Origin of the sequence: Microbacterium sp. (assembly GCF_047607225.1) — a bacterium.
Lineage (GTDB): Bacteria > Actinomycetota > Actinomycetes > Actinomycetales > Microbacteriaceae > Microbacterium.
In genome coordinates this window covers 1-25,101 of sequence record NZ_JASGDO010000042.1, presented here as the reverse complement: position 1 = coordinate 25,101, position 25,101 = coordinate 1, and the positions used below count along the sequence as shown (strand labels likewise).

At 70.1% G+C, this 25,101-nt stretch carries 17 protein-coding genes and 1 pseudogene; 10 read left to right on the top strand and 8 right to left on the bottom strand.

The features are described from left to right. The first annotated feature begins 105 nt into the window (after positions 1-105). The 6 genes from QM591_RS07620 to QM591_RS07595 all read left to right on the top strand — a co-directional run bounded on the left by QM591_RS07620 (position 106) and on the right by QM591_RS07595 (position 8,919). A complete protein-coding gene (locus tag QM591_RS07620) occupies positions 106-870 on the top strand; it encodes a CDP-alcohol phosphatidyltransferase family protein (RefSeq protein WP_415131192.1) in 765 nt (254 codons plus the stop codon). Continuing rightward, on the top strand, positions 867-1,763 hold the full coding sequence (locus QM591_RS07615) for a glycosyltransferase family 2 protein (RefSeq protein ID WP_415131190.1): 897 nt from the start codon (positions 867-869) through the stop codon (positions 1,761-1,763). Before QM591_RS07620 ends, QM591_RS07615 begins: the two co-directional genes overlap by 4 nt. Next, positions 1,760-2,623: a hypothetical protein gene (locus tag QM591_RS07610; protein WP_415131188.1), complete on the top strand. Its 864-nt coding sequence runs from the start codon at positions 1,760-1,762 to the stop codon at positions 2,621-2,623. The genes QM591_RS07615 and QM591_RS07610 overlap by 4 nt, the downstream gene beginning before the upstream one ends. Before the next feature lie 128 nt (positions 2,624-2,751). Beyond that, positions 2,752-3,369: a hypothetical protein gene (locus tag QM591_RS07605; RefSeq protein WP_415131186.1), complete on the top strand. Its 618-nt coding sequence runs from the start codon at positions 2,752-2,754 to the stop codon at positions 3,367-3,369. A gap of 17 nt (positions 3,370-3,386) precedes the next feature. Further along, entirely contained in the window at positions 3,387-8,306 is a 4,920-nt protein-coding gene (locus tag QM591_RS07600) for a PKD domain-containing protein (protein ID WP_415131184.1), read from the top strand. A gap of 145 nt (positions 8,307-8,451) precedes the next feature. Continuing rightward, on the top strand, positions 8,452-8,919 hold the full coding sequence (locus tag QM591_RS07595) for a hypothetical protein (RefSeq protein ID WP_415131182.1): 468 nt from the start codon (positions 8,452-8,454) through the stop codon (positions 8,917-8,919). A gap of 53 nt (positions 8,920-8,972) precedes the next feature. On the opposite strand, the gene QM591_RS07590 is transcribed toward QM591_RS07595, so the two are convergent. From QM591_RS07590 to QM591_RS07575, 4 genes are all read right to left on the bottom strand, one after another. Then, complete coding sequence (locus QM591_RS07590; protein WP_415131180.1) at positions 8,973-9,950, bottom strand: acyltransferase family protein; 978 nt, start codon at positions 9,948-9,950, stop codon at positions 8,973-8,975. Positions 9,951-10,021: 71 nt separating this feature from the next. Further along, on the bottom strand, positions 10,022-11,482 hold the full coding sequence (locus tag QM591_RS07585; protein WP_415131178.1) for a lipopolysaccharide biosynthesis protein: 1,461 nt from the start codon (positions 11,480-11,482) through the stop codon (positions 10,022-10,024). Then, the gene (locus tag QM591_RS07580) at positions 11,479-12,618 is read right to left on the bottom strand and encodes a Coenzyme F420 hydrogenase/dehydrogenase, beta subunit C-terminal domain (RefSeq protein ID WP_415131176.1); all 1,140 of its coding nucleotides are present in this window, start codon (positions 12,616-12,618) and stop codon (positions 11,479-11,481) included. Before QM591_RS07580 ends, QM591_RS07585 begins: the two co-directional genes overlap by 4 nt. Positions 12,619-12,677: 59 nt before the next feature. Further along, positions 12,678-13,754: a polysaccharide pyruvyl transferase family protein gene (locus QM591_RS07575; protein WP_415131174.1), complete on the bottom strand. Its 1,077-nt coding sequence runs from the start codon at positions 13,752-13,754 to the stop codon at positions 12,678-12,680. A 111-nt stretch (positions 13,755-13,865) separates the two neighbouring features. Here QM591_RS07575 and QM591_RS07570 point away from each other — a divergent pair, with 111 nt between their 5' ends. The 3 genes from QM591_RS07570 to QM591_RS07560 all read left to right on the top strand — a co-directional run bounded on the left by QM591_RS07570 (position 13,866) and on the right by QM591_RS07560 (position 19,253). Beyond that, positions 13,866-15,149 (top strand): hypothetical protein, encoded by a 1,284-nt coding sequence (locus QM591_RS07570; RefSeq protein ID WP_415131172.1) that lies wholly within the window; start codon positions 13,866-13,868, stop codon positions 15,147-15,149. Further along, entirely contained in the window at positions 15,146-16,507 is a 1,362-nt protein-coding gene (locus tag QM591_RS07565) for a polysaccharide biosynthesis tyrosine autokinase (RefSeq protein ID WP_415131170.1), read from the top strand. Before QM591_RS07570 ends, QM591_RS07565 begins: the two co-directional genes overlap by 4 nt. A 160-nt stretch (positions 16,508-16,667) precedes the next feature. Beyond that, complete coding sequence (locus QM591_RS07560; RefSeq protein WP_415131168.1) at positions 16,668-19,253, top strand: right-handed parallel beta-helix repeat-containing protein; 2,586 nt, start codon at positions 16,668-16,670, stop codon at positions 19,251-19,253. A gap of 100 nt (positions 19,254-19,353) precedes the next feature. Here QM591_RS07560 and QM591_RS07555 read toward each other — a convergent pair whose 3' ends face one another. Then, positions 19,354-20,514 (bottom strand): glycosyltransferase family 4 protein, encoded by a 1,161-nt coding sequence (locus QM591_RS07555; protein WP_415131166.1) that lies wholly within the window; start codon positions 20,512-20,514, stop codon positions 19,354-19,356. A gap of 107 nt (positions 20,515-20,621) precedes the next feature. Between QM591_RS07555 and QM591_RS07550 the strand changes: the two genes are divergently transcribed. After that, entirely contained in the window at positions 20,622-21,218 is a 597-nt protein-coding gene (locus QM591_RS07550) for a hypothetical protein (protein WP_415131164.1), read from the top strand. Between the two features lie 51 nt (positions 21,219-21,269). Here the strand turns inward: QM591_RS07550 and QM591_RS07545 are convergent, their stop codons facing one another. The 3 genes and pseudogenes from QM591_RS07545 to QM591_RS07535 form a co-directional block, all read right to left on the bottom strand. Then, positions 21,270-22,397 (bottom strand): DUF1972 domain-containing protein, encoded by a 1,128-nt coding sequence (locus tag QM591_RS07545; RefSeq protein ID WP_415131245.1) that lies wholly within the window; start codon positions 22,395-22,397, stop codon positions 21,270-21,272. Positions 22,398-22,477: 80 nt separating this feature from the next. Next, a complete protein-coding gene (locus tag QM591_RS07540) occupies positions 22,478-24,010 on the bottom strand; it encodes a sugar transferase (protein WP_415131162.1) in 1,533 nt (510 codons plus the stop codon). 227 nt (positions 24,011-24,237) lie between these two features. Further along, positions 24,238-25,053 (bottom strand): annotated as a pseudogene (locus QM591_RS07535) (SDR family oxidoreductase); the annotation flags it as partial. Positions 25,054-25,101 lie beyond the last annotated feature (48 nt).

The window sequence follows — 25,101 nt, the reverse complement described above, 5'->3', positions numbered from 1 at the left end:
CGACCCAGACTATGCCCGCGTCGCGGACGTCGCGGACGTCGCGGACGTCGCGGACGTCGCAGACGCCGCGGACGCCTCGTCATATGATTCGTCTGTGCGCCGCTCATGACGAGGGACGGGGCACCGGGAGGGGGAACCGTTTTGTCGATCGTCGATTCTTACCGAGCGCTCGCCGCGGCGCAGAAGGGGCACGCGCGCGGCGCGCCGGCCTACTCGGTCTACGTGAACCGCCGCATGGGCCGCTTCTTCGCGGCCGTCGCGCACCGTCTCGGCCTGACGCCCAACCAGGCCTCGGCCATCAGTGCCGTCCACACCTTCCTCGCGATCGGGTTGATCGCCGCCGCGCCCGTCGAGGCCTGGACCGGGTTCGTCGCGGCGGCGCTGCTGGCCCTGGGGTACGCGTGGGACTCCGCCGACGGACAGCTGGCCCGGCTCCGCGGGGGCGGCACCGTCCAAGGCGAGTGGCTGGATCACTTCATCGACGCCCTCAAACTCTCCTCGCTGCACCTCGCGGTGCTCGTGGGGCTGTACCGAGCGATCCCGGATCAGCCCGTGCTGCTGCTCATCCCGCTCGTGTTCTCCATCGCATCCTCGACGGGTTTCGCCGGGATGCTCCTCAACGACCTCCTCAAGAGCACGCGTGGCGTCGCCTCCACGCATCAGCGCGGCGGCGGGACCCTCGGACGCTCCGTGCTGCTGCTTCCCACGGACTTCGGGCTCGTCTGCCTCGTCTTCGTGTTCTGGGGCTGGCCGGCGCTCTTCCTCGTCTTCTACGGCTTGCTGGCCCTCGTGGCGGTGCTGTTCCTCGCGGCGGCGGCGGTCAAGTGGTCGCGGGAGATGCGCGCGATCGGCGCGGACGGGGCGTCGTGACCTCCGCCGCCCTCATCGTCGTCAACTACGGATCCAGCGCGCTCCTGGAGCGCAACCTCGTGCCGCTGGCGGAGTCCGCTCCATGGCTGCGGGTGTACGTCGTGGACTGCTTCCGCGATCCGGTCGAGCAGGCCTCGGTGGGCGCCCTCGCCGAACAGCACGGCTGGCGCGCGCTGCTGCTGGAACGCAACCTCGGATTCGGCGGCGGCGTCAACCGCGGAGCGGATGCCGCGATCGCCGACGGCGCCGAGGTGATCGTCGTGCTCAACCCCGACGCCACGCTGCCGGAGGCGTCGGCGCGCGCGCTGGTCGACGCCGCGGCGGCCGACCCCGCGGCGCTCTTCTCCCCGGTGGTGCTACGACCCGACGGCACCATCTGGAGCGGGGGGATGGACCTCCACCTCGACGACGGTTCCCTCTCCGGCATCCGCTTCCGGGAGCGCAACGGCGATCGCCCGCGCCGCATGTGGGTCTCGGGAGCGTGCTTCGCGATCTCGTCCGCCCTGTGGCGGCGCGTCGGCGGATTCGACGAGGACTTCTTCCTCTACTGGGAAGACGTCGACCTCTCGCACCGCATCCTCGATGCGGGCGGACGCCTCGTCATCGACGACACGATCACCGCGGTCCACGACGAGGGCGGCACGCAGCAGTCGGTCGATCCCGGTCGCGCCCGGTCGGAGCTGTTCTACTACTACAACATCCGCAATCGGCTCCTGTATGCCGCCCGGCACCTCGACGCCGAGACGTACCGGCAGTGGCGACGCTCCACGCTGCGGGTCTCCTACGGCACGCTCCTGGGCGGCGGCCGCCGTCAGCTCGTGCGGTCGATCGCGCCCTGGCGGGCGCTCGCGCGGGGGATGCGCGACGGGCTGCGCGGAAAGGTGGGACCGTGAAGCGTCCCGGAGTCGTGGCCGTCACGCGGCCCTATCACGGGCTGGGAAACCGTGTTCGCGTCGTGCTGTCGGCGCAGCTGCTGGCCGAACAGACCGGCCGCTCGTTCGCGTACGTGTGGCCGACGGGCCGCCCGTTCGGGGCGCGGATGGACCAGTTGTGGCACACGGATCGGGAGCGGATCTCGCGTGCCCGGTCGATCCTGCTCTCCCGCGCCCACCCGTACCGCGACGCGGGGCTCGAGTGGATCCCGGAGGCGGCCGACGACGACCTCTGGCAGATCCGCACGTCGCAGCCGCTGGCGCTTCCCGAGGGGATCGACGCGTGGCACCCCCTCCTGCGGGAGCTTCGTCCCGTGTCCGAAGTGGCCGACCGGGTGCACCGGGTCTTCGACGACCATTTCCGAGGAGCTCCGTACGTCGGCGTCATGGTCCGCACGCATGCCGTGTCGCACGAGAACACGCTCCGTGAGTCTCCGATCGAGTGGTACCTCGACCGGTTGTCCGAGATCCGCCGTGAGCACGGGCCCGTGCCCTTCTTCGTCTCGGCCGATACCGTGGCGGCGCAGGAGAGGATCCAGGCGGCGTTCCCGGGCGCGGTGGGCCTCGGCGACAAGGGGGCGTACAACAGCCTGGGCGCCTTGCGGCTCTCGCTCGTCGACCTGTACCTCCTCGCCAGCTCGGCCCACATCGTCGGGCCGCACTACTCGAGCTTCCCGGAGCTGGCGCTCTACCTGGCGGGTCCCGCCATCCGCTTGGAGACGTCGCGGAGTCCAGAGGACACGCGATTGCGCGCCATGGACGAGCTCACCCACGTGGAGGACCCCACCCGCCCGTCGGAAAGAAAACGCGCAAAGCCCTAGGCGATTCGCGCAAGCGTGTGGTAGATTCCGGACTCTGGGGAATAAGAGGTCGAACCTGTCCTCGGCGAGTGGGATCGCCGAACAAGGAATGACAGGCGATCTCGTTTGGGGACTGGGGAGTCTCGTCAATGGGGGAACGACGTTACACGCGCCATATCGGCGCCGTCATCGCACTTGCGTCCGTGATCGCGCTGTCTGCGTGCTCGGGAATCGCGGCGGAGGCCGGCGCCGCCGGCACCGCCAGCGGGGCGCCGACGGCTGACGGCACGCAGAACACCACGCCCGCACCGACCGAGACGGTGCCCGCTCCGAACGGCGGGTCCATCGACGAGGTCGAGAAGTCGGGCGGCAAGGTCGAGACCACCAAGGTCGGCCTGAAGGACGAGGCCGACGTCGGGGGCGACGTCACCGCGCGGATCACCAAGATCCGCTCGCTGGATGTCACCGCTCAGACGCCGGGAGAGATCTCCGGTCCGGCTGTGGCCGTCGACGTGTCGCTCACCAACGGCGGCAAGAAGCCCATCGACATCGCTACTGCGATGGTCGGGCTCACCGCCGACGGCGACGTCTTCGGTCAGCCGACGACCTCTGAGCCGTACACGCCCTTCGCCGGCGAACTCGCCGCGGGAGACACCGCCGAGGCGACGTACGTCTTCCTTCTTCCCGAGAAGTCCCGCAAGGACTTCGTCGTGAGCATCCAATACGTGGCAGGCGCGACGATCGCGCTCTTCGCCGAAGAGAACTGAGAACAAGGATCCCCCCGATGAACATCACCGAGAAGATCTGGCGCAGCGTCGCCGTCCTCGCCGCCGCTGCCGTCGTGGCCGCTGGCGCCGTCGTCGGTGGCGGTGCCGCCGTGGCCGCCGACGGCGACCTGAGCGGCGTCGCGCCCATCGAACAGCGCAACGCCAAGACCGTCACCGCAGACGCGCTGCCCACCGTGCAGCTCGACTCCGGCATCGTCTGGACGCAGGTCATGAACGGGAACACCGTCTACGCGGGCGGCAGCTTCTCGCAGACCCGCCCGGCCGGTGCCGCTCCGGGCACCAACCTGACGGCCCGCTCGAACCTGCTGGCCTACGACGTGCGCACGGGCAACCTGCTGCCGTTCGCTCCCGACATCAAGGGCACGGTCAAGGCGCTCGCGCTCTCGCCCGACGGGCGCACGCTCTACGTGGGTGGCAGCTTCCAGAAGGTCGGCGACGCCACGCGCTTCAACGTCGCGGCGTTCGACACCGCCACCGGCCAGCTCTCGAACACCTTCAAGCCGGCCATCGGCGGCTCGTTCGTCAATGCGATCGTCGCGACCGACACCGCCGTCTACTTCGGAGGCCTGATCGGCGCCGCCGGCGGCATCTCGCGACAGAACCTCGCCGCGGTGAGCGCCTCCAACGGCGCGGTGCTGGGATGGGCCCCGACCACCGACCTGCAGGTCGACTCGATGGTCCTGGCTCCCGGCGGCGGAAAGCTCATCGCCGCGGGTCGCTTCGCCAACGTCAACGGCTCGCTCCAGCGCGGACTGGCCGCCCTCGACCTCACCAGCGGTGCCCTTCTGCCGTGGGCGGTGACCAACACGGTCAAGAACGGTCGGAACGACGGATCCGGAAGCTCGGGCAAGGCCGGTATCTGGGCCATCTCCGCCGACTCCAAGAACGTGTACGGCACCGGGTGGGTCTTCTCCGACGTAGCCACCGGCAACCTCGAGGGCCTCTTCGCCGCCGACGGCCAGACCGGTGACGTCGTGTGGATCGCGGACTGCCACGGCGACCACTACGGGGTGTTCTCCGACGGCACCAACGTGTACAGCACGGGTCACGAGCACGAGTGCACGACGGCCGGTGGTCTTCCGCAGGGCAACGGCACGCTTCGTCACGCGACCGTCTACACGGCCGAGCGCAAGGGAACCCTGACTCGTTCGCCCTACGTCAACAACATCTACGCCGACTGGAGCGGGTATCCCGCACCGGCCGCCGTCAACTGGTTCCCCGAGTGGCTCACCGGCACCGCGTCCGGCATGGGCCAGGCGGGCTGGACCATCACCGGCAACGATGACTACGTCGTCTTCGGTGGCGAGTTCGTCGGTGTGAACAACCAGCGGCAGCAGGGCCTCGTGCGGTTCGCACGCCAGCCCGCCAGCGGCGCCAAGCAGGGGCCGCGCCTCTCCGGCGCGGACTGGGCGCCCACGAGCACCAAGTCGCTGTTCCCCGGCACGCTGTCGGTGAGCATCGGCTCCAACTGGGACCGCGACGACCGCGACCTGACCTATGAGCTGTGGGAGCAGGGCGCCAGCGCCCCGGCGGCCACCGTCACCAAGGCGTCGACGTTCTGGAACCTGCCGGGAGTCTCCCTCACGGCCACCGGTCTCACCGCCGGGACCACCCACACGTACCGCGTCGTGGTCCGTGACGGCGACGGCAACTCGGTGACCAGCTCGGAGATCACGGGCACCGTGACCAACAACCTGCCCTCGGCGTACGCCGACCAGGTGCTGGCGACGTCCCCGTCGATCTACTGGCGCTTCAACCCGTCCAGCTTCACGGCGGACTGGGCCGGCAGCCGCGACGCGGTGACGGGCACGGGTGTCACGAGCGTGAACGGCTCCGCGATCCCGGGCGAGACCGGTGCCGCGCAGTTCAACGGATCGCAGAGCGGCACGGCGGCGACACCGACCACCGTTCCGACCACGGCGCGCTTCAGCGTCGAGCTGTGGTTCAAGGCGGCCCCCGGGAACTCGGGCAAGCTCATCGGCTACGGAAGCTCCCGCACCGGCGACTCCAGCTCCTACGACCGTCACGTCTACCTGACCGACAACGGCCGCATCGTCTTCGGTGTCTATCCGAACGCGGTCCGCACCGTGATGTCACCGAGCAACAAGTCGTACGCCGACAACCAGTGGCACCACGTGGTGGCCACGCAGGGGACCGGCGGCATCGCCCTCTACCTCGATGGTCAGCTGAGCGCATCCGACGCCTCGGTCACGACCGCCCAGGACTACACCGGGTACTGGCGCATCGGCGGTGACAACCTCAACGGGTGGCCGAACCAGCCGTCGAACAACCGCTACTACGCGGGACAGCTCGACGAGGTCGCGGTGTACGGCGAGGCTCTCACGGCCCAGCAGGTCGCGCAGCACTACGCGGTCGGCACCGGTGCCGGCGTTCCCACCGCCTCGTTCCAGGTGAGCGGCGCCGACCTCAGCCGGTCGTTCGACGCCTCGGCGTCGACGGCGGCGAGCGGTCAGAGCATCAGCTCCTACACGTGGGACTTCGGCGACGGCACGCCGACCGCCTCCGGCGTGACGGCCACGCACACCTACGGGACGCCGGGCACCTACACGGTCACGCTGAAGGTCACCGACAACCGCGGCCTGGTCTCGACCAAGACCGCCACCGTCACCGCCACCGCGCCGCACCAGGCGCCGGCGGCGGCGATCGCCCACACCGAGAGCGGCCTCACGGCATCGTTCGACGGCTCCGGCTCGACCGCGATGGCCGGGTCCACCGTCGAGAGCTACGCGTGGGACTTCGGCGACGGCGCGACCTCGACGGCCGTCTCGCCCACGCACCGCTACGACGCGGCCGGCACCTACACGGTCTCGCTCGTCGTGACCGATGAGACCGGCGCGCACAGCGCTGCCGCGACCGCGCAGGTGACCGTGACCCACGCCGATCCGGTGGCGGCGTTCGAGGTGACCGCGACGGGCCCGTCGGTGTCGACGGATGCGAGCGGATCGTCCGCATCCGACGGTGCGACACTGTCGTACTCGTGGAACTGGGGCGACGGAAGCGCCGCCGGCACCGGCAAGACCGCAACCCACACCTATGCGCAGGCCGGCACCTACACGGTCACCCTGACGGTCACCGACAGCCTCGGCTCGACCGCGACGGTCAGTCACGACGCGCAGGTGTTCGCCGAGGTGTTCCTCGCTCGCGACACGTTCGACCGCACCGTCACCAGCGGCTGGGGTACGGCCGACGTCGGCGGCAGCTGGTCGGGCGCCACGGGCTTCTCGGTCGCCGACGGCGCCGGCAAGATCTCGGTCGGCAAGTCGCAGACTCGTCGGATCTCGCTCCCGGACCCGCAGACCAACGCGTTCGACATGTCGCTGGTCTTCTCGGCCGACAAGGTCGCCGACGGCGGGGGCATCCACTTCAACGCCGTCGGACACCAGGACGCGACGGGTGAGTACCGGGCGAAGCTCCGGATCTCCGCGGCCGGTGCGGTCACCGTGAACCTGGCGACCGTCATCGGCACGACCGAGACCCTGATCGCGGCCAAGACGCTGACGGGCTACACCTACACGGCCGGCGCGAAGCTGAACGTCCGCTTCGTCGTGGAGCAGCCGACCGCATCGCGCACCGACCTCAAGGTCAAGGTGTGGCCGGTGGGCTCGAGCGAGCCGGCCGACTGGACCACGACGGCCTCGAACACGGAGAACACGCTGCAGGGCGCCGGATCGTTCGGCGTCGGGGCCTACGGCACCGGCACGATCACCAACGGTCCGGTCACGGTCTCGGTCGACGACCTCGTGGTCCGCGGCACGGCCGTCGCCCCGCATGCGGCACCCGTCGCCAAGATCGCCGCGATGGCCGACGGCCTGACCGCGTCGTTCGACGGCACCGAGTCGTCGGCGTCTGATGGGGCGACCATCACCGGCTACGCATGGAACTTCGGCGACGGCAAGACGTCGACGGCGGCGAAGCCCTCCCACGCGTACGATGCGGCGGGCACCTACGCGGTGACGCTCACGGTGACCGACAGCACGGGGGCCACCAGTGCACCCGTCTCGTCCAACATCGTCGTCGAGCACGCACGGCCCATCGCGAAGCTGACGACCGCTACCGCAGGGCTCACGGTCAACGTCGACGGCGGAGACTCCACCGCCTCCGACGGGGCGACGCTCACCTACAGCTGGAACTGGGGCGACGGTTCGTCGGCCTCGACCGGTCGTACCGCGTCGCACAGCTACACCGCGTCGGGTCAGTACGACGTCACCCTCACTGTCACCGACAGTCTGGGGGCGACCGCGTCGGCGACCAAGAGCGTGACGGTGTCCAACGACTCGTTCGTCGCACGAGACGACTTCGAGCGGACCGTCGCCACCGGGTGGGGAACCGCGATCGACGGCGGCGCCTGGAGCGGCACCACCGGGCTCTCGGTCGCCGACGGCGCCGGCCTGCTGACGGTCGGCAAGTCGCAGACGCGCACAGCGACGCTCTCGGACGTCTCCGCACGCGATCTCGACGCTCGTCTGACGTTCTCGACCGACAAGGTCGCCGACGGCGGCGGGCTCCACCTCAACTACGCGGTGCACAAGAACGGCAGCAACGAGCTGCGGGCGAAGCTCCGGATCTCGTCGGCGGGTGTCGTCGCGGTCGGTGTCGCCAAGGTCGTCGACGGCACGGAGACGCTGATCGCCAACCGTAACCTCACCGGCTACACCCACACCGCGGGCGCCAAGCTCAACGTGCGGTTCCAGACGTCGTCGGCCGACGGCACCACGACGCTGCGCGTCAAGGTGTGGGCGGCGGGCACCGACGAGCCCACCGCCTGGTGGGTCACCGGCACCGACACGACCGCCGCGCTGCAGGGCGCCGGCCAGATCGCCGTCAGCAGCTACGTCGCAGGCACCGCCACCAACGGTCTGGTCGTCGTCTCGGTGTACGACCTCACCGCCAAGTAAGCGGCGACGCGTACGACACATCGGCCCCCGGGCAGTTCCGAAAGGAACACCGGGGGCCGATGCCGTGAGGAGCCGTGTCCCTTCGGTGAGATCCCAACCGGGCTCGGTCAAGGTCGGTGCGACCCGCCTCGATAGGCTGCAGGGCGTGAGCGAGGAGCAGTTGTTCGGTATCCGCCTGTATCCGGTGACGCCCAGAGCCGATGTGGCTTCCGAGGCTCGCGAAATCGGCAGCGTGCACGACGGAGAGTTCCTGGTCATGGAGGACAGCGACGGGACGACGTCGGTGTGCGACCCCGCAACGGGCGATCGCTTCCCGCTCAACCGCGACCGGAGGGCCACCGAGGGGTTCCTGGAGGCATTCGCGGAGTATCTGAGCTCCGGGCCGCCTGCTCCGGCACCCGTGGTGATGACGGCGGAGCAGGCAGCGGAGCGTCTCCGTGCATTCCGGGAGGGCAGGACGCGTCCTCGCTCGCTCCCGTCCGGCAAAAGGCCCTCTCACCGCGCGCGGCTGAGAGAGCTCCGACGACGACTCCAGACCATCGACAGCGCCGCGACCGGTCCGGACTCCTGGTGGAGCGGTCGCATCGAAGAGGCCGAGAACGACCTGCTCTGAGGGGCGTCAGTGTGCCAGGGGGCGTCGCGTCGCCTCAGCGCCGGAAACGTGCCCTAGCGCGTCGCCGTCCGGCGGCGCGGAGCCACCCACCCGATCGCGCGATCCACGCCGCGGGTGAGGGGACGCGGAGCGCGGAACAGCCAGCACACCGGCATCCGTTCCTTTGCGAAGGCGAGGAGGGTTCCCACCGCGAGGGCCGCAACGAGGTTGATCGCGGCAATGAGCAGGGGAGGAAGCACGCCCAGCAGGGCCTCGGAGATCACCGCCATGACCGGGAAGTGACTCACGTAGTACACGAGCGAGGAGCGCCCGGCGAAGCGCAGCGCTCCTAGCCGTCGTCGTCCTCGTTCGAGGGAGCCATACAGGGCGGCGAGGAACAGGCTCCCCGCCAGGCTGAACGGCGCCCCCCACACGGCGTACTGCAGCGGATCGGTCCATAGCGCCGCGGCGACGCCGAATCCGGCGGCCGCCACGGCCAGCGGGCCGGCCACGCGCCACTGCGTCAGCGTGTCGAGGACCCCGCGATGCCGGGCGAGCCAGGCGCCGGTGAAGAAGAACACCGCGAAGTAAGCCATCCGCTGCTCCGTCGTGCCGTAGGGCAGCACGAGGCCGAGGATGGCGGCGGCCGCCACCGGCACCCATCCCGGCAGCCGCCGGAAAGCCGGAGCGACGAGGTAGTACACGCCGATGAAGAACAGGAACCACAGGTACGACGTGGCGTACCACGCGCGCCAGTGCCACCAGGGCATGCCCTCGATGTCGAGGAACGTCGCCTTCGCGATCAGCACCCACACGACGTAGGGCCACAGGATCATCGCGAACTTGCCCGCATAGTAGGTCGGCAGCGGTTTGCTCAGCGACTTGGCGAGGAGCATTCCCGACAGGAGCATGAGCGTGGGCATGCGGAACGGCAGGAAGAAGGCGTTGACGGCGCGGATGGCTTCGGGCATCTCAGCGCCGTACATCTCGGGCACGGCGCTGGCGTGCCACAGCAGAAGGAGCAGGATCGCCGTCCCGCGGACGGAGTCCATCCAATGGATCCGCCCTCCCGCCGGAACAGCCGTCGATCGTCCAGCCGGTGCCATGGCGTCCCCCTTGCCCCTCATTTCTTGCGCTTCAGCATCAGTCGCGCGAACCAGACGAGGGTCGCGGCGTCGTTCCGGAACAGCGGGAACACGAGGAAGAACGCCGCGGCCAACAGGCCCGCCACTCCTCCGATGCCGAGCTGGGCGACGGGCACGAGACCACCCGCCGCGAAGACCCCCGCGCCCGCGGCGGCGAAGGCGGCGGCCAGGCACACGGCGAGGATCCGCGCGGCGCCCGCGTAGAGCTCCCGCACCGGCATGGGGGTCAGCCGCGACAGCCACCAGAGGGAGATGGGCCACGACAACGCGGGGGCGATCGCGAACCCTGCCGCCACCCCCACGACGCCGAAGAACGAACCGGTCACGAGGCAGACCACCTTGATCGCCAGACTCACCATCGTGTAGCGGAAGAGCTGCGCGGTGAGGCCGCGCGACACGTACACCCAGTAGCCGATCATCGAGATGTTCGAGAGCATCGCGGCGATCGCGAAGAGGCAGAGGATGGGCGCCGCGTCGAGCCAGCGGGGCCCGAGCATGACCGCGACGACGGGCGTCGAGAGCGCGGCCAGGACGGCCAGGACGATGCCGATGCCGTAGCCGAGCGCGAGCTGTCCGGCCACGACGTAGCGCTCGAAGCGCGACTGATCCCCCTGCACCCGCGCGAACACCGGCTGGGCGACGCTGTTGATGGGCGCCCGTACTTGGTTCAGGGGCGTCATGACGAGCTGGAACGCACGGTTGTAGAGGCCCAGCGCGCCCGTACCGAAGCGGGCGCCGACCAGGACCGTGTCCAGCTGCGAGCCCGCATACATGAGGAGGTTGGTGGCCACGAGGTTCCATCCGAACCCGATGAAGCCGCGGATGCTCTCGGTGCGGTCGGGCAGTCGCGGCCACCAGCGGGCGAGCGACATGGCCCCGGCCATTCCCACGGCGGCGACGATGAGCTGCTGGAGCACCAGCGCCCAGTAGCCGAGGCCGCCCAGGGCGGCGGGGACCGCGAGCCCCAGGCCGATCACCGCAGCGGCGATGTCGACGACCGCGATCGCCTTGAACCGCAGGGCTCGGAGCAGGCTCGCGCGGTGCTGCGTGGCCAGGCCGTTGAGGACGAACAGCAGCGACAGGCACTGCACCATCGCCTGGATCTGCGGCAGGCCGGTGATCCACGTCGCCGGCCACGACACGAAGAAGACGATGACGCACAGGCTGGCCCCGATGGCCGCGTTGAGCCAGAAGAGGTTGTCGCGCTGTCCGCGACTGAGGGTCGGCGCTTGGATCGAGGCGGCGGTCAGGCCGAAGTCGCGGAAGATCTCGCCGGCGCCCACGATGACCAGCACGATCGCGAGCAGGCCGTAGTCGTTCGGCGTGAGCAGGCGTGACAGGATCGCGACGGAGGCGAGCTGCAGGACGATCTTGACGCCCTGCGCGCCCAGCGTGAAGAACATGCCCCGCGCAGCGGACTGCGCGAGAGTACCGCTCATTGCCGGGCCTTGAGCGCGGTCCGCACGCGGCGGAAGGTGCCGCGTGCGGTGCGGATCGCCGTGCGGGGAGCCGAGAGCGACAGCCGCAGCAGTCCGTAACCGCGGTAGCGGGGCGCTGGGCGCCCGGCGAGGCGGGAACCCAGCAGCCGCGCGAACAGGAACGTGCGCCGGCTCGCCTGCAGTGGCTGAGCCGACACGAGAGCACCCGGGTCGAGAGGCTTCAGCTGCAGGAACCCGGCCTCTTCGGCCGCGAGGACCGCGGCCAGTCCCCGGGGCGTACGGGCGATGAGGGCGCTCTGTCCGGCTCCCTCGTCGAAGACGGGGTAGCCGCGTTCGTCGGTGTCCCACGAGTCGGCCGCGACGACGTCGGCGGATTCGCCGATGCCGTCGGGGCAGATCTTGCACCGCCACTGCGTCGCGGGACCGAGGGTGGAGCCCCAGGAGTTCTCGTAGTCCGTGCTCACCTCTCCGCCGTCGAAAGCGGCGACGAAGCGCCCGGGCCACCCGTCACCGCGATAGCGCAGCGAGGTGACGGCGTCGATCTCGGGCCCGCCGAGGTCGCGGACGAGCTTCTCGGTCGCGGACTGGTTCGGCGTGCCCGCGCAGAAGAAGGAGAGCAGAAGGGGAGCGTCGTCGGTGAGCCGGGCCGCGCGCAGGGCGCTCACTTCGCACGGCTTGCCGGTGACGGCGGTGGGTGCCTGCAGGATGGCGGGGTCGCCCGCCACGGCGACCGGCGCGTACCGCGAGCCCGCCGAGGCGAGGGCCTGTGCCTTGGTCGTGATCGTCACCGGCACCGTGCGCGACGGCGCCGCCTGGGAGGCCGCCGCCGAGACGATGCGAGCGTCGACGTCGCGACTGACCAGCCACTGATGGAGCGCCGTCAGCGTGCCGCCGCTGGAGCCGCGGAAACGCGCCTCCTCGTCTGTCGCCCACGCGACCCACATGCCCAAGTACGAGCCCAACAGGGGGTGGCGTTGCGCCCCATCCGGGCGCTGCGCGTCCATCCGCCGGCCCGGGCAGGCGCGGTCGAAGATCGCCGCGGCGCCGTCGAGCTCGGCGGAAGCGCCTGCTTCGACCGGGCGGAGATATCCCGTCGCATCCGACATCTCCAGTCCGCGGTCCAGCAGTGTGCACATGCCGCAGCCGGAACAGGCATCCGCCGCGACGACGGAGCGAACCCGGTCGCGCAGCGCGCTCACAGCAGGGCTCGCAGATCGGCCTCGATCGCCGTGATCGCCTCGCGGCCGCGATCCCGGGCGGCCTCGGCGTCCGCCGTGATCGAGGGACCGGTCGCGGTCGCCACCACTTGGGCGGAGAGGGCATCCGGTTCGCCGAGCGCGTGGACGTGCGGCCACCCGATCTCGTCGAAGAGGGGCTTGAACTTGCGCGAGTACGAGATCGCGATGGCGGGCGTTCCCGTCGACACCGCGTTGAGGCACGCGTGCATGCGGGACCCGATCACCAGGGCCGAGCCGGCGATCGTCTCGCGGACGTCGTCGAGGTCGGTCGGAACGTGGAGGTCGATGCGTCCGCCATACTCGTCCGCCAGCATTCGCGACACCGGCACGTCGTTGTCGTGGTCGGCCGAATCGAGGACGTGGGGGAGGAGCGTCACGCCGCGTCCGGCGTCGAGGAGGCCGGCGATCGTCGCCCGGACGAACCGCTGGTACCGCTCGCTGTCGACGTGACTGTTGGGCTTCCACAGCAGTCCGGACACGTTCAGCAGGACGTCGTGCCCCGTGCGGGGCGTCGGCTGGTCGATGCCGAAGACCAGATCGCTCGCGAGGCGATCGACCGGGCGGCCGAGCTCACGGGCGGCGGCCACGCTCGCGGGGTCACGCGCATAGACGAGCGACGAACGGCGCATGTTCCGACGCGCGGCGAGGCGTCCGGTGCGGCTTCCGAAGGGGCCGATCGTCTGAGGTGCCAGCACCGTGGGCACACCGGCCTGCTGGGCGAACTCGTACAGCATCGACATCTTCAGGTGCCGGTCGAGGCCATAGATGTCGGCGAAGCTGTCGCCCGACCTGGTGTCCCACACGAGGTCGAAGGAACGCAGCCACGCCATCATGCCGTGCTCGCGCAGCACGCGTTCGCGGATCAGCGAGCGCTTGCGGCCGAAACGGAGCTGGTCGGGCCGGTGCCCGAAGTCGACGAACTCGACCTCGACATCGGGCCAGACACGGCGCAACAGGTCGCGAGAGCCCCGCGCCAGCGCCCGTACCCCCAGATTCGTCGACGCTTCACTCGCCCATAGAACAACTGCCCGCACTGATGGCCTCCCCCTGGCTCGGTGCATGGTGAGGTCCTATTCTACGGTTCAATTCCCTGCGCCGCATCGCTACGATGCCTAGAGCGATCCTCATGCCGGGGAAGGGGGGCGATGGTGGGCGATCCGCTTCGCCTGCTGGCGCTGCTCCTCATCGGACTGAACGTCCTGCTGGCCCTCTGGCTGCTGTTCCGCCGCGACGCCCGATGGGCCGTCGTGCTGTGGACGATAGCGCTGTTCTTCGCGCCGGTCTACGTCAACGTCTCGTTGCAGGGCATCGCCCTCACCGTGCTCGATGTCGTGACGATCGTCGCGATCGTCGGGTGCTGGCCGTCGGTGCGGCTGCGCTGGTCGGTCGTGGACACCCTCGCCTTCGCCGCGTTCGGGGCGATCGTCGTCGGGCTGCTGTTCGGCGGCGTCTGGGGGCATGTGCAGTACACGGTGTTCTCGTGGCTCCTCCCCTACATCTGGGGAAGGATCGCGATCGCCGCCGTCGGCTCCGACTTCGTGGTCTCGTGCATCTCGGTGATCGCCGTCGTGGCGGCCGCACTGGCGATCGTCGAGTTCACCACCGGGGTCAACATCTTCGTCCTGATCCCGGGCGTCCAGGGCGCGATGTGGACCAACCTCCAGTACCGCGGCGGCCTGTTGCGGGCGGAAGGCGCGTTCGGGCACTCCATCTCCCTTGGCTCCAGCCTGGCCATCTCGAGCGCGTTCGTCTTGGTCACGACCTGGCGATGGTGGTGGAAGGCTGGCGCCCTGGCGATCGTCACGACGGCGATCGTGATGACCCTCAGCCGCATCGGGCTCGTCGGGCTCCTGCTGGTGATCGCGCTTTCGGTGGTGTTCCTCGGCCGCTACATCCGCATCGGACAGCGGGTCGCGGCCGTCGGGCTGTCGCTGGTGGCCCTCGTCGCAGCGGTGCCCTTCATCTCCACCGTGTTCGACGACGCCGGCGACGAGGCGGCCGGGAGCGCGGAGTACCGCGCCGACCTGCTGCCGCTCATCGGCGACATGAATGCGATCGGCGTCTCCGACGCGCGGCGCGTGGACGCCACGGGCGTCGACTACTTCGGCGGATTCCAGTCGATCGACAGTGCCCTCATCCTCACGGGTCTGCGGCACGGCATCGTGCCCCTCGCGATCCTCATGCTGATGCTCGCGGTGTGCGTGTGGGTCGTCGTGACCGGTCGCGGAAGCCCCGCCGCCGTTGCGATCGTCAGCCAGATCCCGGCGCTGGCGACGGTCGCGCTGATCACGCAGTACGCCCCGTTCCTCTGGTTCGTCGCGGGAATCGCGGTCTCCTCTTATAGTCTGGCCTGGCGTCGGGACGGTGCCCATGGGGAGGCCCCCGTCCTGGATGACGCGCGACACACACTGCTCAAGGGGGCAACATGAGCACCACACAATCGGCGGCGGCACGGCTGCCGTCCGTGTTCCTGCAACTGTGGTGGGTGATCGTCGTCGCGGGGCTCGTGGGCGGTCTCGCCGCGTTCGGCTACAGCTCCACGCTGACCCCGGTCTTCCACTCGACCGCATCGATCTACTTCTCGATGCGCACCGCCTCCAGCGGCTCCGACATCAACCAGGGGTCGGCCTACACGCAGAACCAGATGCTCTCCTTCGCGCAGCTGGCCACGTCGGCCGCCGTGCTCGACGAGGTGCGCGACGACCTGGCGGCCACCCGCCCCGGCTTGACCCTCACGGATCTCCGCCGCATGACGAAGGTCGAGATCCCGCAGAACACTGTCGTTCTGGAGATCACCACCGCGTCCGCCAACCCCGAGTTCGCCGCCGAGGTGGGAAACTCCATCGCCGACAACCTCACGCAGGCCGTGTACACGATCGCGCCGAAGGACGACAAGGGTGAGTCGACCGTCGTCGCCCGCGTGATCGATCCCGCCGTGCCCGCGACCGTCCAGTCCTCGCCGAACAAGTCGCAGAACGCGGTCATCGGCGTGCTGATCGGGGCGCTGCTTGCCGCCCTCGCCCTGAGCGCGTGGGCGCTGCTGGACACCCGCGTGCGCTCGCGCAATGCGCTCGCCGAGGTCACCGACCTGCCGGTCCTGGGCGCGGTGCCGCGGCAGAAGGGCAAGCCCAGCGGTCCCGTCGTCCTGACCAAGCCCAACGGCCACGGAGCGGAGGCCTATCGGCAGGTCCGGTCAGCGTTGAAGTTCTCCGCCGTCGAGCACCGCATCGGCGCGATCGCCGTCACGTCGTCCGTCGCCGGAGAGGGTAAGACGACTACCGCGGTCAACCTGGCGCTCGCCTACGTCGAGTCCGGCCAACGGGTGCTCCTCATCGATGCGGACCTGCGTCGCCCCACTGTGGCGACCACACTCGGGCTCGAGAACGCGGTGGGACTCACGTCGGTGCTCGTCGAGGCCGTCGAAGCCGAGGACGCGATCATCGAGAGTGCCGGGGGCCTCGCGGTGCTCACGGCGGGGGAGCAAGCCCCCAACCCTGCTGAGCTGCTCGCGTCGAATCGGATGCGTCTCCTCGTGGATGCGTTGCGCCCCTCCTACGACCTCGTCGTCATCGACACGGCTCCCGTGCTGTCGGTCTCCGACGCCACCGTCATCTCGCAGTACGTCGACGCCACGATCGCGATCATCAACACGCGGAAGACCGCAAAAACCCAGGTGGAACGCTGTATCGCGGCACTCACCGGCGTGCGTGCGAACCTGGCCGGCTTCGTCCTGAACAACGTCGCCGAGGCGCGACGCGATCGGTATTACTACCTCTCCGATAACTGACCCGAGGGCGGATCGGAGCCGGCCTCGCGACGGCGCAGCTCCATGCGCTCGCATGAGAGTGCTCTCACACCCGCGCGTTTCGGTTGACGGCGGTGGTAGCTTTCTCGCACCCGCTATGCGTTCCCCCCAGCCCGACCCGCGGTTGCCTGGAGACCCTCATATGTCGTCGTCGCCTGCCCCTCGTCGCTTCACCCTCATCGCCATCGCCCTCGCGGCGCTCGTGGCGCCGTTGTTGACGACCACGCCTTCCGTGGCCGCCGACGACGCGCTCGCCCGCGACTCCATGAGCCGCACCGTCGCCTCGGGATGGGGTGCCTCCCTCGACGGCGGGCGCTACGCCGTGGTGCCGACGCGCGCCGGTGCCGTCTCTCGCGGCACGGCGACGCTCACCGTCGCCGGGGCCGGTCGCTCCGCGCGGGCCTTGCTCCCCTCGGTGGCCACCGCTGCGAACGTCGTCAGCAGGATCGACGTACGGCTGCCGCGTCTGCCGAAGTCGGGGTCGACCGTCTACGCGTCGCATCTGGTCCGCGCCACCTCCACGTCGGGGTACGCCGCGCGAGTGATCGTGCGCTCCAACGGCCGGGCCGATCTGGAGATCGCCCGGTCGGCGGGCATGTCGTTCACGACGCTCGCACGCACGGCGCTCCCCTTCCGGGTGAAGGCGGGTGAGTCGGTCCGGATCCGCGCCGCCGTCAGCGGCGCCGGCCGCACCGTGACCGTGTCGGCCAGCGCGTGGCGCGCCAGCGCGACCCAGCCGGCCACGTGGATGCTGCGCACCGCAGACACCTCGGCGTCGCGCGTGCGCACCGCGGGGTCTGTGGGAGCGTTCGTCTACGCCTCGGGTGCCGGTGCCGTCATGCCGGTGTCGTTCGACAACCTCAGCAGCCGCCGCACCAGCGCGGCCCCGGCTCCCTCGCCCGTTCCGACCCCGAAGCCCACCGCCACCGCGACTCCGAAGCCCACCCCGAAGCCCACGGCCACCGCGACTCCGAAGCCGACTCCCACGCCGACCGCGACCGCGGAGCCGTCGCCCACCGGGCAGGGCGCCGTGCGCGTGGACTATCCGGGCAAGCGCGGCGATGTCGGCGCTGCGGCCCCCGGCACGCTCGCCTACCCCGTCCCCGCCGGGGCGATCTTCGTCGCACCGAGCGGCAAGGACTCGGCCCCCGGCACGAAGAGCCAGCCGGTCAAGACCATCGAGCGCGCCGTCGAGCTGGCCAAGAACCACGGCACGGTGGTGCTGCGCAAGGGCAGCTACCACCAGTCGGTGTTCGTGATCCCCCGCACCGGCATCACGATCCAGCCCTACCCGAACGAGGAGGTCTGGCTCGACGGTGCCGAGGTCGTCAGCGGCTGGCAGCAGTCCGGTTCGGTCTGGGTCAAGAGCGGCTGGACCACGTTCTTCGACTCCAGCCCGACCTACGCCAAGGGCAAGCCCGACGGCACGCAGCCCGGCTGGCAGTGGCTCGACCCCAAGAAGCCGATGGCCGCGCACCCCGACCAGATCTGGATCGACGGCAAGCCGCTGACCCAGGTGGGCTCGCGCTCCGCGGTCACCGCCGGAACCTTCTACGTCGACCGCTCCGGCAAGGCCCTCGTCATCGGATCCAACCCCAGCGGCAAGAAGGTCGAAGCGAGCACCCTGTCCAAGGCGCTCACCATTCGCGCGACCGACGCCGAGATCCGCGGCATCGGAATCCGTCGGTACGCCACGAGTGTGCCCGAGATGGGAACCGTCACCGCCGACCAGCCCCGCATCACCCTGACCGACGTGACGATTCGCGACAACGCGACCACCGGCTTCTACACGTGGGCCTCGAACGTCACCCTCACGCGGGTGACTGTCGCGAACAACGGCCTCCTGGGTGCCGGGGCCTCGCAGTCCGACGGTCTCACGGTGAAGGGCATGCTGTCCGTCAACAACAACTCGCAGGGCTTCAACCGGGCGCCGGTCTCGGGAGCGCTCAAGGTCACGCGAGCCCGTGGTATCCAGGTGACCGACAGCTCGTTCATCGACAACAAGGGCCAGGGGCCCTGGTTCGACGAGTCCGTCTACGACCTGACGTTCACCGACAACGACGTCTCCGGGAACACCGGATACGGCCTGGTCGTGGAGCTGTCCGACAAGGCCGTGATCGCGAACAACCTCGTCGCAGGTTCAGGCAAGGCCGGCATCCTGATCGCCAACTCCGGCAACGCGGCGGTGTGGAACAACACGCTGTCCGACAACGCCAGCGGGAGCGTCTACATCACGCAGGACGAGCGTCGCGCATCGAACACCAGCCTGCCCGGGCACGATCCGCGCCGCCCCAACCCCGACCCGACCGTGCCGTGGACGGTGCGCAACGTCGTCGTCAGCAACAACGTCATCTCCGAGGCTCAGGGAGACTGCGTCGTGTGCGTCAACGACTGGTCGAGGGAGTTCACGGGAGCCAAGATGGTCACCGAGAGCGGCGGCAACGTGTACCACCGCTCCCGCGCCTCCGACACGAGCAACTTCGCGCAGTGGGCGCAGGCGGGCAACGGCAACCAGCGCCATGCGTCCTTCTCGGCCTATGTCTCGGCGACCGGTCGGGACAAGACCTCCCGTGCGGTCGACGGCGCCGCGGTGCTGTCCTCCGAGCTGAAGCTGCTGTCGACGATGCGCTCGGCCCAGAGCTCGAACGCGTCGCCGGTGCCCGCCGCCGTCGCCGCGAAGAGCGCGCTGACCGCGGGAGCCAAGGTCATCGGAGCGCAGAGCCGCTGATCGCGCGTGACCGGGGGAGCGCGCCGCGCTCTCCCGGTCTGCGCCGTCAGCGACCGAGCGCGACGACCCTGGTTGCCCCCGCGGGGCGTGCGCGGTGTCGTCAGCGAGCGGATCCCGCCGACCGCACCGCGTCGCTGACCGCGCGGCGGTAGAGCTCCGGGGCGTGCCGTGCCTCCGCCTGTGCCCTGCTTGCCTGGAGGCGTTCCCGCAGGTCGGCCCAGGTGCGGACGATGTCCTCCAGGGCGTCGGCGATGGCGGTCGGCGCGTGGGGCGCGACCAGCGCGGTCGTCGGGTACCCGCCGGCTGCTTCTCTCAGGCCGCTGGTGTCGCTGGCGACGACGGGCCTCAGCGCGAGGATGCCTTCGACGGCCGTGTTGCCGAAGGGCTCATCGATACGGCTCGGCACCACGAGCACATCGTGCTCGGCCAACACCGACCACACGTCGGGGCGGAAGCCGAGGAACCGCACGGTGTCGCCGCCGAGCTCAGCGGCCCGCTCGCGGAGCTCCTGCTCGTACCACTCGTAGCCGGTGAACACCGAGCCGAGCAGGGAGACGGTGGCCGGCTGACCGCGCTCGCTGAGCAGCGCGACCGCCGACACGACGTCGTCGACGCCCTTCCGCGGCGACAGTCGCCCCATGTACAGCACACGGAGTTCGTCGATGTCCTCCCGCGGGAGCGCGGCGTCGCTGGGGCCAGCGACGCCGTTGAAGACGAGCTCTGCGCGACGGGCGGCGCGGGGGAGCGCGGCGGCGATCGTGTCGCGGCTGAACTGGCTGTTGACCAGCACGCTGGTCGCCGCGAGATGCGGAGCGTAGAGCGCCGCGTTGATGAGCCGCGATCCGGACGCCTCGGCCTCGTGCACGTGGCTGACGACGGGCACACGCCGTAGGCGCGCGATGAGCGGCCACTGCGGAATCGTGATCGTGCTGACGTAGACGGCGGCGGGACGCACCCGGCCGATGAGGCGCCAGGCCGCTCCCGCTCCGCGCAGGGTGTTGCGGATCAGCGTCGGCCATCCCCGGGGGCGCAGGAGAGCCTTGCGGAGCACGAGCATCGGGAGGATCACCACCTCCGCACCGGCACCGCGGAGGTGTTCGACGAGTGGTCCGTGCTCGGGCAGGGCGACCACGGCGCGCGCGCCGGAGTCGACGATCCCTCGCGCGCTCTCCAGCAGCATCCGGTCGGAGCCGAAGAGCTCCGCTCCGGGATGGATCAGCAGATAGGTCTCGCGTGCGGGTGTCTCAGATCGTGCCACCATCGGTCCATTCTCTCTTCCGGTGTGTCCGTCGCGCCGCTCCTGCGCCGAGTAAGGTGGGAGCCACGCTCGTCCTCACAGCTCTGCACGCGGAAATCGGGGGAAACCACGTGGAGAAACGCCTCTTGTTCGTCTGCGCCGCGAATGTCTGTCGGTCGCCGCTCATGCAGTTCGAGTTCTCCGGTCTCGTGGCCGCCGACGGCGGGTCAGGCGAGTGGAGGCTGCAGAGCGCCGGTGCCCACGTCGCCGGCAGCCTCCCGGTGTGCTCCGTCGTCGACGAGATCCTCGCGCGCGACGGCGTGGCGCACGACGACGTGGCCGCCCATCGCTCCCGACAGATCGACGCCGATCTGATCGAGGACGCCGACCTCGTCATCACGGCGTCGTTGGCCGAGCGCGCCGTCGTCGCGCGGCTGGTGCCGACGGCGCGGGAGCGGACGTTCACCCTGCGCGAGGCGAACGTGCTGTCCGCCGACGTCACCGGTGCAGCGAGCCTCGACGAGGTGGCGGTCGAGCTCAACAAGCGACGTGCCTATGGACTGTTGCCGACGGTGCGCGCAGGGTGGTCGTTCGGCCGGCCCCACCCGCTCGACATTCCCGACGACCATGGATCGCGCGCACCGAAGCACGCCGGCACCCTGTCGGCCGCGCGCGCGTACATCCGCACCTTCCACACGCAGCTCGCCCGCGCACTCGCCGAGGCGTGACGCCGCGACGGGGACGCTCCGGGGTCTCGCGCCGACCGCGGAACGCGGGGCTCACGATCGACGGCGTGCTCGTCGCGCGGTGCGGTGGACGGACGCTCCCGACGACAGGCGGTGGGCCAGAGCCTCGTACTCATCGGCCACGGTCTCCCAGCGGAACGACTCCTCCGCACGCGCGCGCATCTCGCGTCCGCGCGTCGTCACCGCGGCGGGGTCGTTCTTCACCTCGTCGAAACGATCCCGAGCGCCCTGGGCATCGTCGAAGAACCAGGCGTTGCCGTCGAGGGTCTCGCGGTTGAAGCCGACGTCGTAGGCGATCACCGCGGTTCCGGCCCCCATCGCCCGGAGCAAGGACGGGTTGGTGCCCCCGACCGAGTGCCCGTGCACGTAGGTGTGCGCATGGAAGTAGAGGGCATCGAGCAGGTCCTGATCGTAGACGCCGCCGAGGAGCCGAATGCGGTCGTCCCCCTCGGCAGCGGCGGCGATCCGCTGCGTATACTCGGCGCTGTACGGAGCGGATCCGACGACGACGAGAGGCATGGTCGCCCCGCTCGCCCGATAGCCCTCGACGATCTCGAGCACGTGGTTCTCGGGCTCGAAGCGCGCGACGACCAGGTGGTAGCCGTCGGGCTCCAGGCCGCGCTCGCGCACGCCCCCTTCTGGGGCGGAGGTGAGGATCGGAGCGCCGTAGCGGATGAGCTCGGTGGGAACCGAGAACTCCGCGTCGTAGTAGTCGGAGATTCCGGGGGCGTCGGCGATCAGCGCGTCGGCCCACCGCACACCGAACTCTTCCGCCCAGCGGTAGTAGGCCTTGCCGCGCCGACCCCACTTCGAGCGCTTCCACTCCAGTCCGTCCATGTGCAGCGCGATCGGAATGCGCCGTGCGCGCAGGAACGGCAGGAAGGGCGAGTTGGCGGCGTTGAAGACGAATGCGGCGTCGGGACGACGGCGCAGCAGCGCGTGTCCCACCGAGAGGCCCGTGTGGCTGAGGGTCTCCAGCTGCTTGACCGGAAGCGCGGCCAGGTGCACGACGCGCATGCCGAGGAACTCGCGCTCCTTGTGGTCGGATCCGCGCGTATAGACCGTAACGCGGTGCCCGCGTTCGGCCAGACGGCGCCCGACTTCCTCGACGGCCGTCTCGAAGCCCCCGTAGGCCGCCGGAACCCCGCGCGTGCCGATCATCGCGATCGAGAGCGAGCGCACCGGTCGCGCGGCTGCGTCGTTGTCGGACGTCACCGGCGCCGGGCTCGCCGGCGAGGGGTTCAGTACGCCCCCTCGGGCTTGATCATCACTTTCGCCGTTCGCCACATCAGCACGATATCGCTGAGCACCGACCAGTTCTCCACGTAGCGCAGGTCGAGCCGGACGCTCTCCTCCCAGGAGAGGTCGCTGCGGCCGCCCACCTGCCACGGTCCCGTGATGCCCGGCTTGATGTAGAGGCGCCGGAAGACGGTGCCGTTGTACGCCGTGACCTCCGCCGGAAGCGGCGGGCGCGGGCCGACGACGCTCATGTCGCCGCGAAGCACATTGAGGAACTGCGGAACCTCGTCGAGCGAGTACTTGCGGAGGATGCGACCGATGCGCGTGACGCGCGGGTCGTCCTTCATCTTGAACAGCGGGCCGGCGCCCTCGTTCGCCTCGAGGAGCTTGGCGAGCTCTGCTTCGGCGTTGATGCGCATCGAGCGGAACTTGACCATCTTGAACGTGCGACCGTCGCGGCCGACGCGCTCCTGGTGGAAGAACACCGGGCCCGGGTCGTCGATCTTGATGGCGAGTGCGATCAGGGCCATGAACGGCGAGAAGAGCAGCAGGAAAGCTGCCGACGCGACGACGTCCAGACCGCGCTTGATCAGGTACGCGCCACCCTCGAACGTCGGGATCCGCACGTGGATGAGGGGCATCCCCTCCACCGGGCGCAGCGACATGCGGGGCCCGGCGACGTCGGCGATCCGGCTCGAGAGCACGAGCTCCGCCGCCGAGCCTTCGAGCTCCCACGCGAGACGCTTGATGTACGTCGGGTCGCCCGCGGGCTGTCCGGCCACCATGATCGTGTCGGCGTTCAGCTCGGTCGCAGCGCGGGGTGCCGCGTCGTCGCCCGAGACCACCGGATAGCTCTCCGTCCCCACGGAGAGGCTTCCGATCTGGTCGTCGAGCACCACGGTGCCCACCACGTTGTAGCCGAGCCGACCCTCGTCGCCGAGAGTACGAATGGCGTACTCCACATCGTCGCGGGTTCCCACCACGACCGTGCGCGACGAGTAGCGGCCCAGCGCGCGCTGTGTGACGAGCCAGCGGCGCGCGACCCACCGCGAGACCAGCAGCGCGAGTGCACCGGCCGGCAGCGCGAAGAACAGCTGCGTGCGGATGCCCTGCCACTCGAAGGCCACGTAGACGATCGCCAGAGCACCGAAGGCGAGCCCGGTCGCATGGAGCACACGGGTGTACTCTGTCGCGCCGCTTCCCATGATCGCCGGCTCGCGGGTGTTGAGCAGCCCCAGCGCGATCGCCCAGACGATCGCCGTGCTCAACGGCACCCGCAGCAGGAGCCACGGGTCGGCCGCGAGGACCTGCGGAGAGGTCGCCAACAGTGAGAGCACCGATGCGAGCACGCACGACAGCAGCACGATCGTGCTGTCGGTCACGCGCAAGCGGGTGCGGAAGCGGCGCTCCCACTGTTGGCGGCTCACGATCGCTGCGGAGGCACGCGGAGCGACCGACGCGCTGGTGCGCGCCGTGCCCAGAGACGTGAACCTCGGCAGATGCAGTGCCGGTACGACCTCGTCGACCGCGCTCACTGCGCTTCCCCCACAGCAATCAATTGCGTCAGCATTGTGCCCCCCAGCAACATGCGACATGCAGACACGCGATGGCGCCTACATCATCCCCCAGATGAACGCTGTGGTCCCCCCGGACCACGTGACAACCCCAGCTGTCACGCCGCGTTCACCCTCACTCTAGCGCTCGTTCGAGGATCCGCAAACACCACCGCGCATATTTCACGGTGTCGTGCGCACCCCGCGCGTCAGGCCGGCGCGTCGAGGTAGCGGCGGAGACTCTCTGCCGCGTCGCGGACGACGAAGCCGGTCGCCTCCAGGCGCGAGAGGTCGAGCACGCTGTTGCGCGGACGGGGGGCGACGGGGCCGGTGGCCGCCGCGAAGTACTCCTCCGTGCTCACGTCGGTCACGCGGGCGGGGTCGCCTCCGACGGCGGCGTAGACCGCGCGGGCGACGTCGGCCCACGAGCCGGCCTCTCCGCCGCCGGTCAGGTGGTAGGTGCCGAACGGCGCGCCCGTGTCCAGCAGGTGGAGGATGCCCCGCGCGATGTCCTCGGTGAAGGTGAGGCGTCCGATCTGGTCGCACACCACCGTCGGGGATACCCCGCGTTCGGACAGCGCGGCCATCGTCCGCACGAAGTTCCGCCCCTCGCCGATCACCCACGACGTGCGCACGACGTAGTGCCGTGGCACCGTGCCGACGATCGCATCGCCGGCCGCTTTGGTCTGACCGTACACGCCGAGCGGACTGACCGGGTCGTCCTCCGTGTAGGGGCGGTCCGCCGTGCCGTCGAACACGTAGTCGCTCGAGACGTGCACGAGGGTGATGCCGTTCTCGCGCGCCACCGAGGCCAGCGCCGCGACGCCGGTGACGTTCGCCGCCCACGCGTCGCGGCGGCCTTCCGGCGTCTCGGCCGTGTCGACGGCGGTGTAGGCCGCGGCGTTGATGATGGTCGCGTAGTCGCGCCACCGCCGAGCCGATGCGAGATCGGACGCGGCGAGGTCGAGGTCGGCGCGCGAGGCGAACTCGACCTCGCCGCGCCCTGCCAGGGCCGTGCGCAGCGCCGATCGTCAGCAGGAACCGCTTGTCGAGAACGCGCTTCAGCCCGTCGG

Excerpts from the sequence above, each read along its gene's own strand:
- QM591_RS07545 (WP_415131245.1), bottom strand. The coding sequence starts at position 22,397 with ATGATCGGCACGCGCGGGGTTCCGGCGGCCTACGGGGGCTTCGAGACG.
- QM591_RS07570 (WP_415131172.1), top strand. The coding sequence starts at position 13,866 with ATGGTGGGCGATCCGCTTCGCCTGCTGGCGCTGCTCCTCATCGGACTG.
- QM591_RS07555 (WP_415131166.1), bottom strand. The coding sequence starts at position 20,514 with ATGGTGGCACGATCTGAGACACCCGCACGCGAGACCTATCTGCTGATC.
- QM591_RS07560 (WP_415131168.1), top strand. The coding sequence starts at position 16,668 with ATGTCGTCGTCGCCTGCCCCTCGTCGCTTCACCCTCATCGCCATCGCC.
- QM591_RS07580 (WP_415131176.1), bottom strand. The coding sequence starts at position 12,618 with ATGTGCACACTGCTGGACCGCGGACTGGAGATGTCGGATGCGACGGGA.
- QM591_RS07600 (WP_415131184.1), top strand. The coding sequence starts at position 3,387 with ATGAACATCACCGAGAAGATCTGGCGCAGCGTCGCCGTCCTCGCCGCC.
- QM591_RS07565 (WP_415131170.1), top strand. The coding sequence starts at position 15,146 with ATGAGCACCACACAATCGGCGGCGGCACGGCTGCCGTCCGTGTTCCTG.
- QM591_RS07620 (WP_415131192.1), top strand. The coding sequence starts at position 106 with ATGACGAGGGACGGGGCACCGGGAGGGGGAACCGTTTTGTCGATCGTC.
- QM591_RS07590 (WP_415131180.1), bottom strand. The coding sequence starts at position 9,950 with ATGGACTCCGTCCGCGGGACGGCGATCCTGCTCCTTCTGCTGTGGCAC.
- QM591_RS07605 (WP_415131186.1), top strand. The coding sequence starts at position 2,752 with ATGGGGGAACGACGTTACACGCGCCATATCGGCGCCGTCATCGCACTT.
- QM591_RS07585 (WP_415131178.1), bottom strand. The coding sequence starts at position 11,482 with ATGAGCGGTACTCTCGCGCAGTCCGCTGCGCGGGGCATGTTCTTCACG.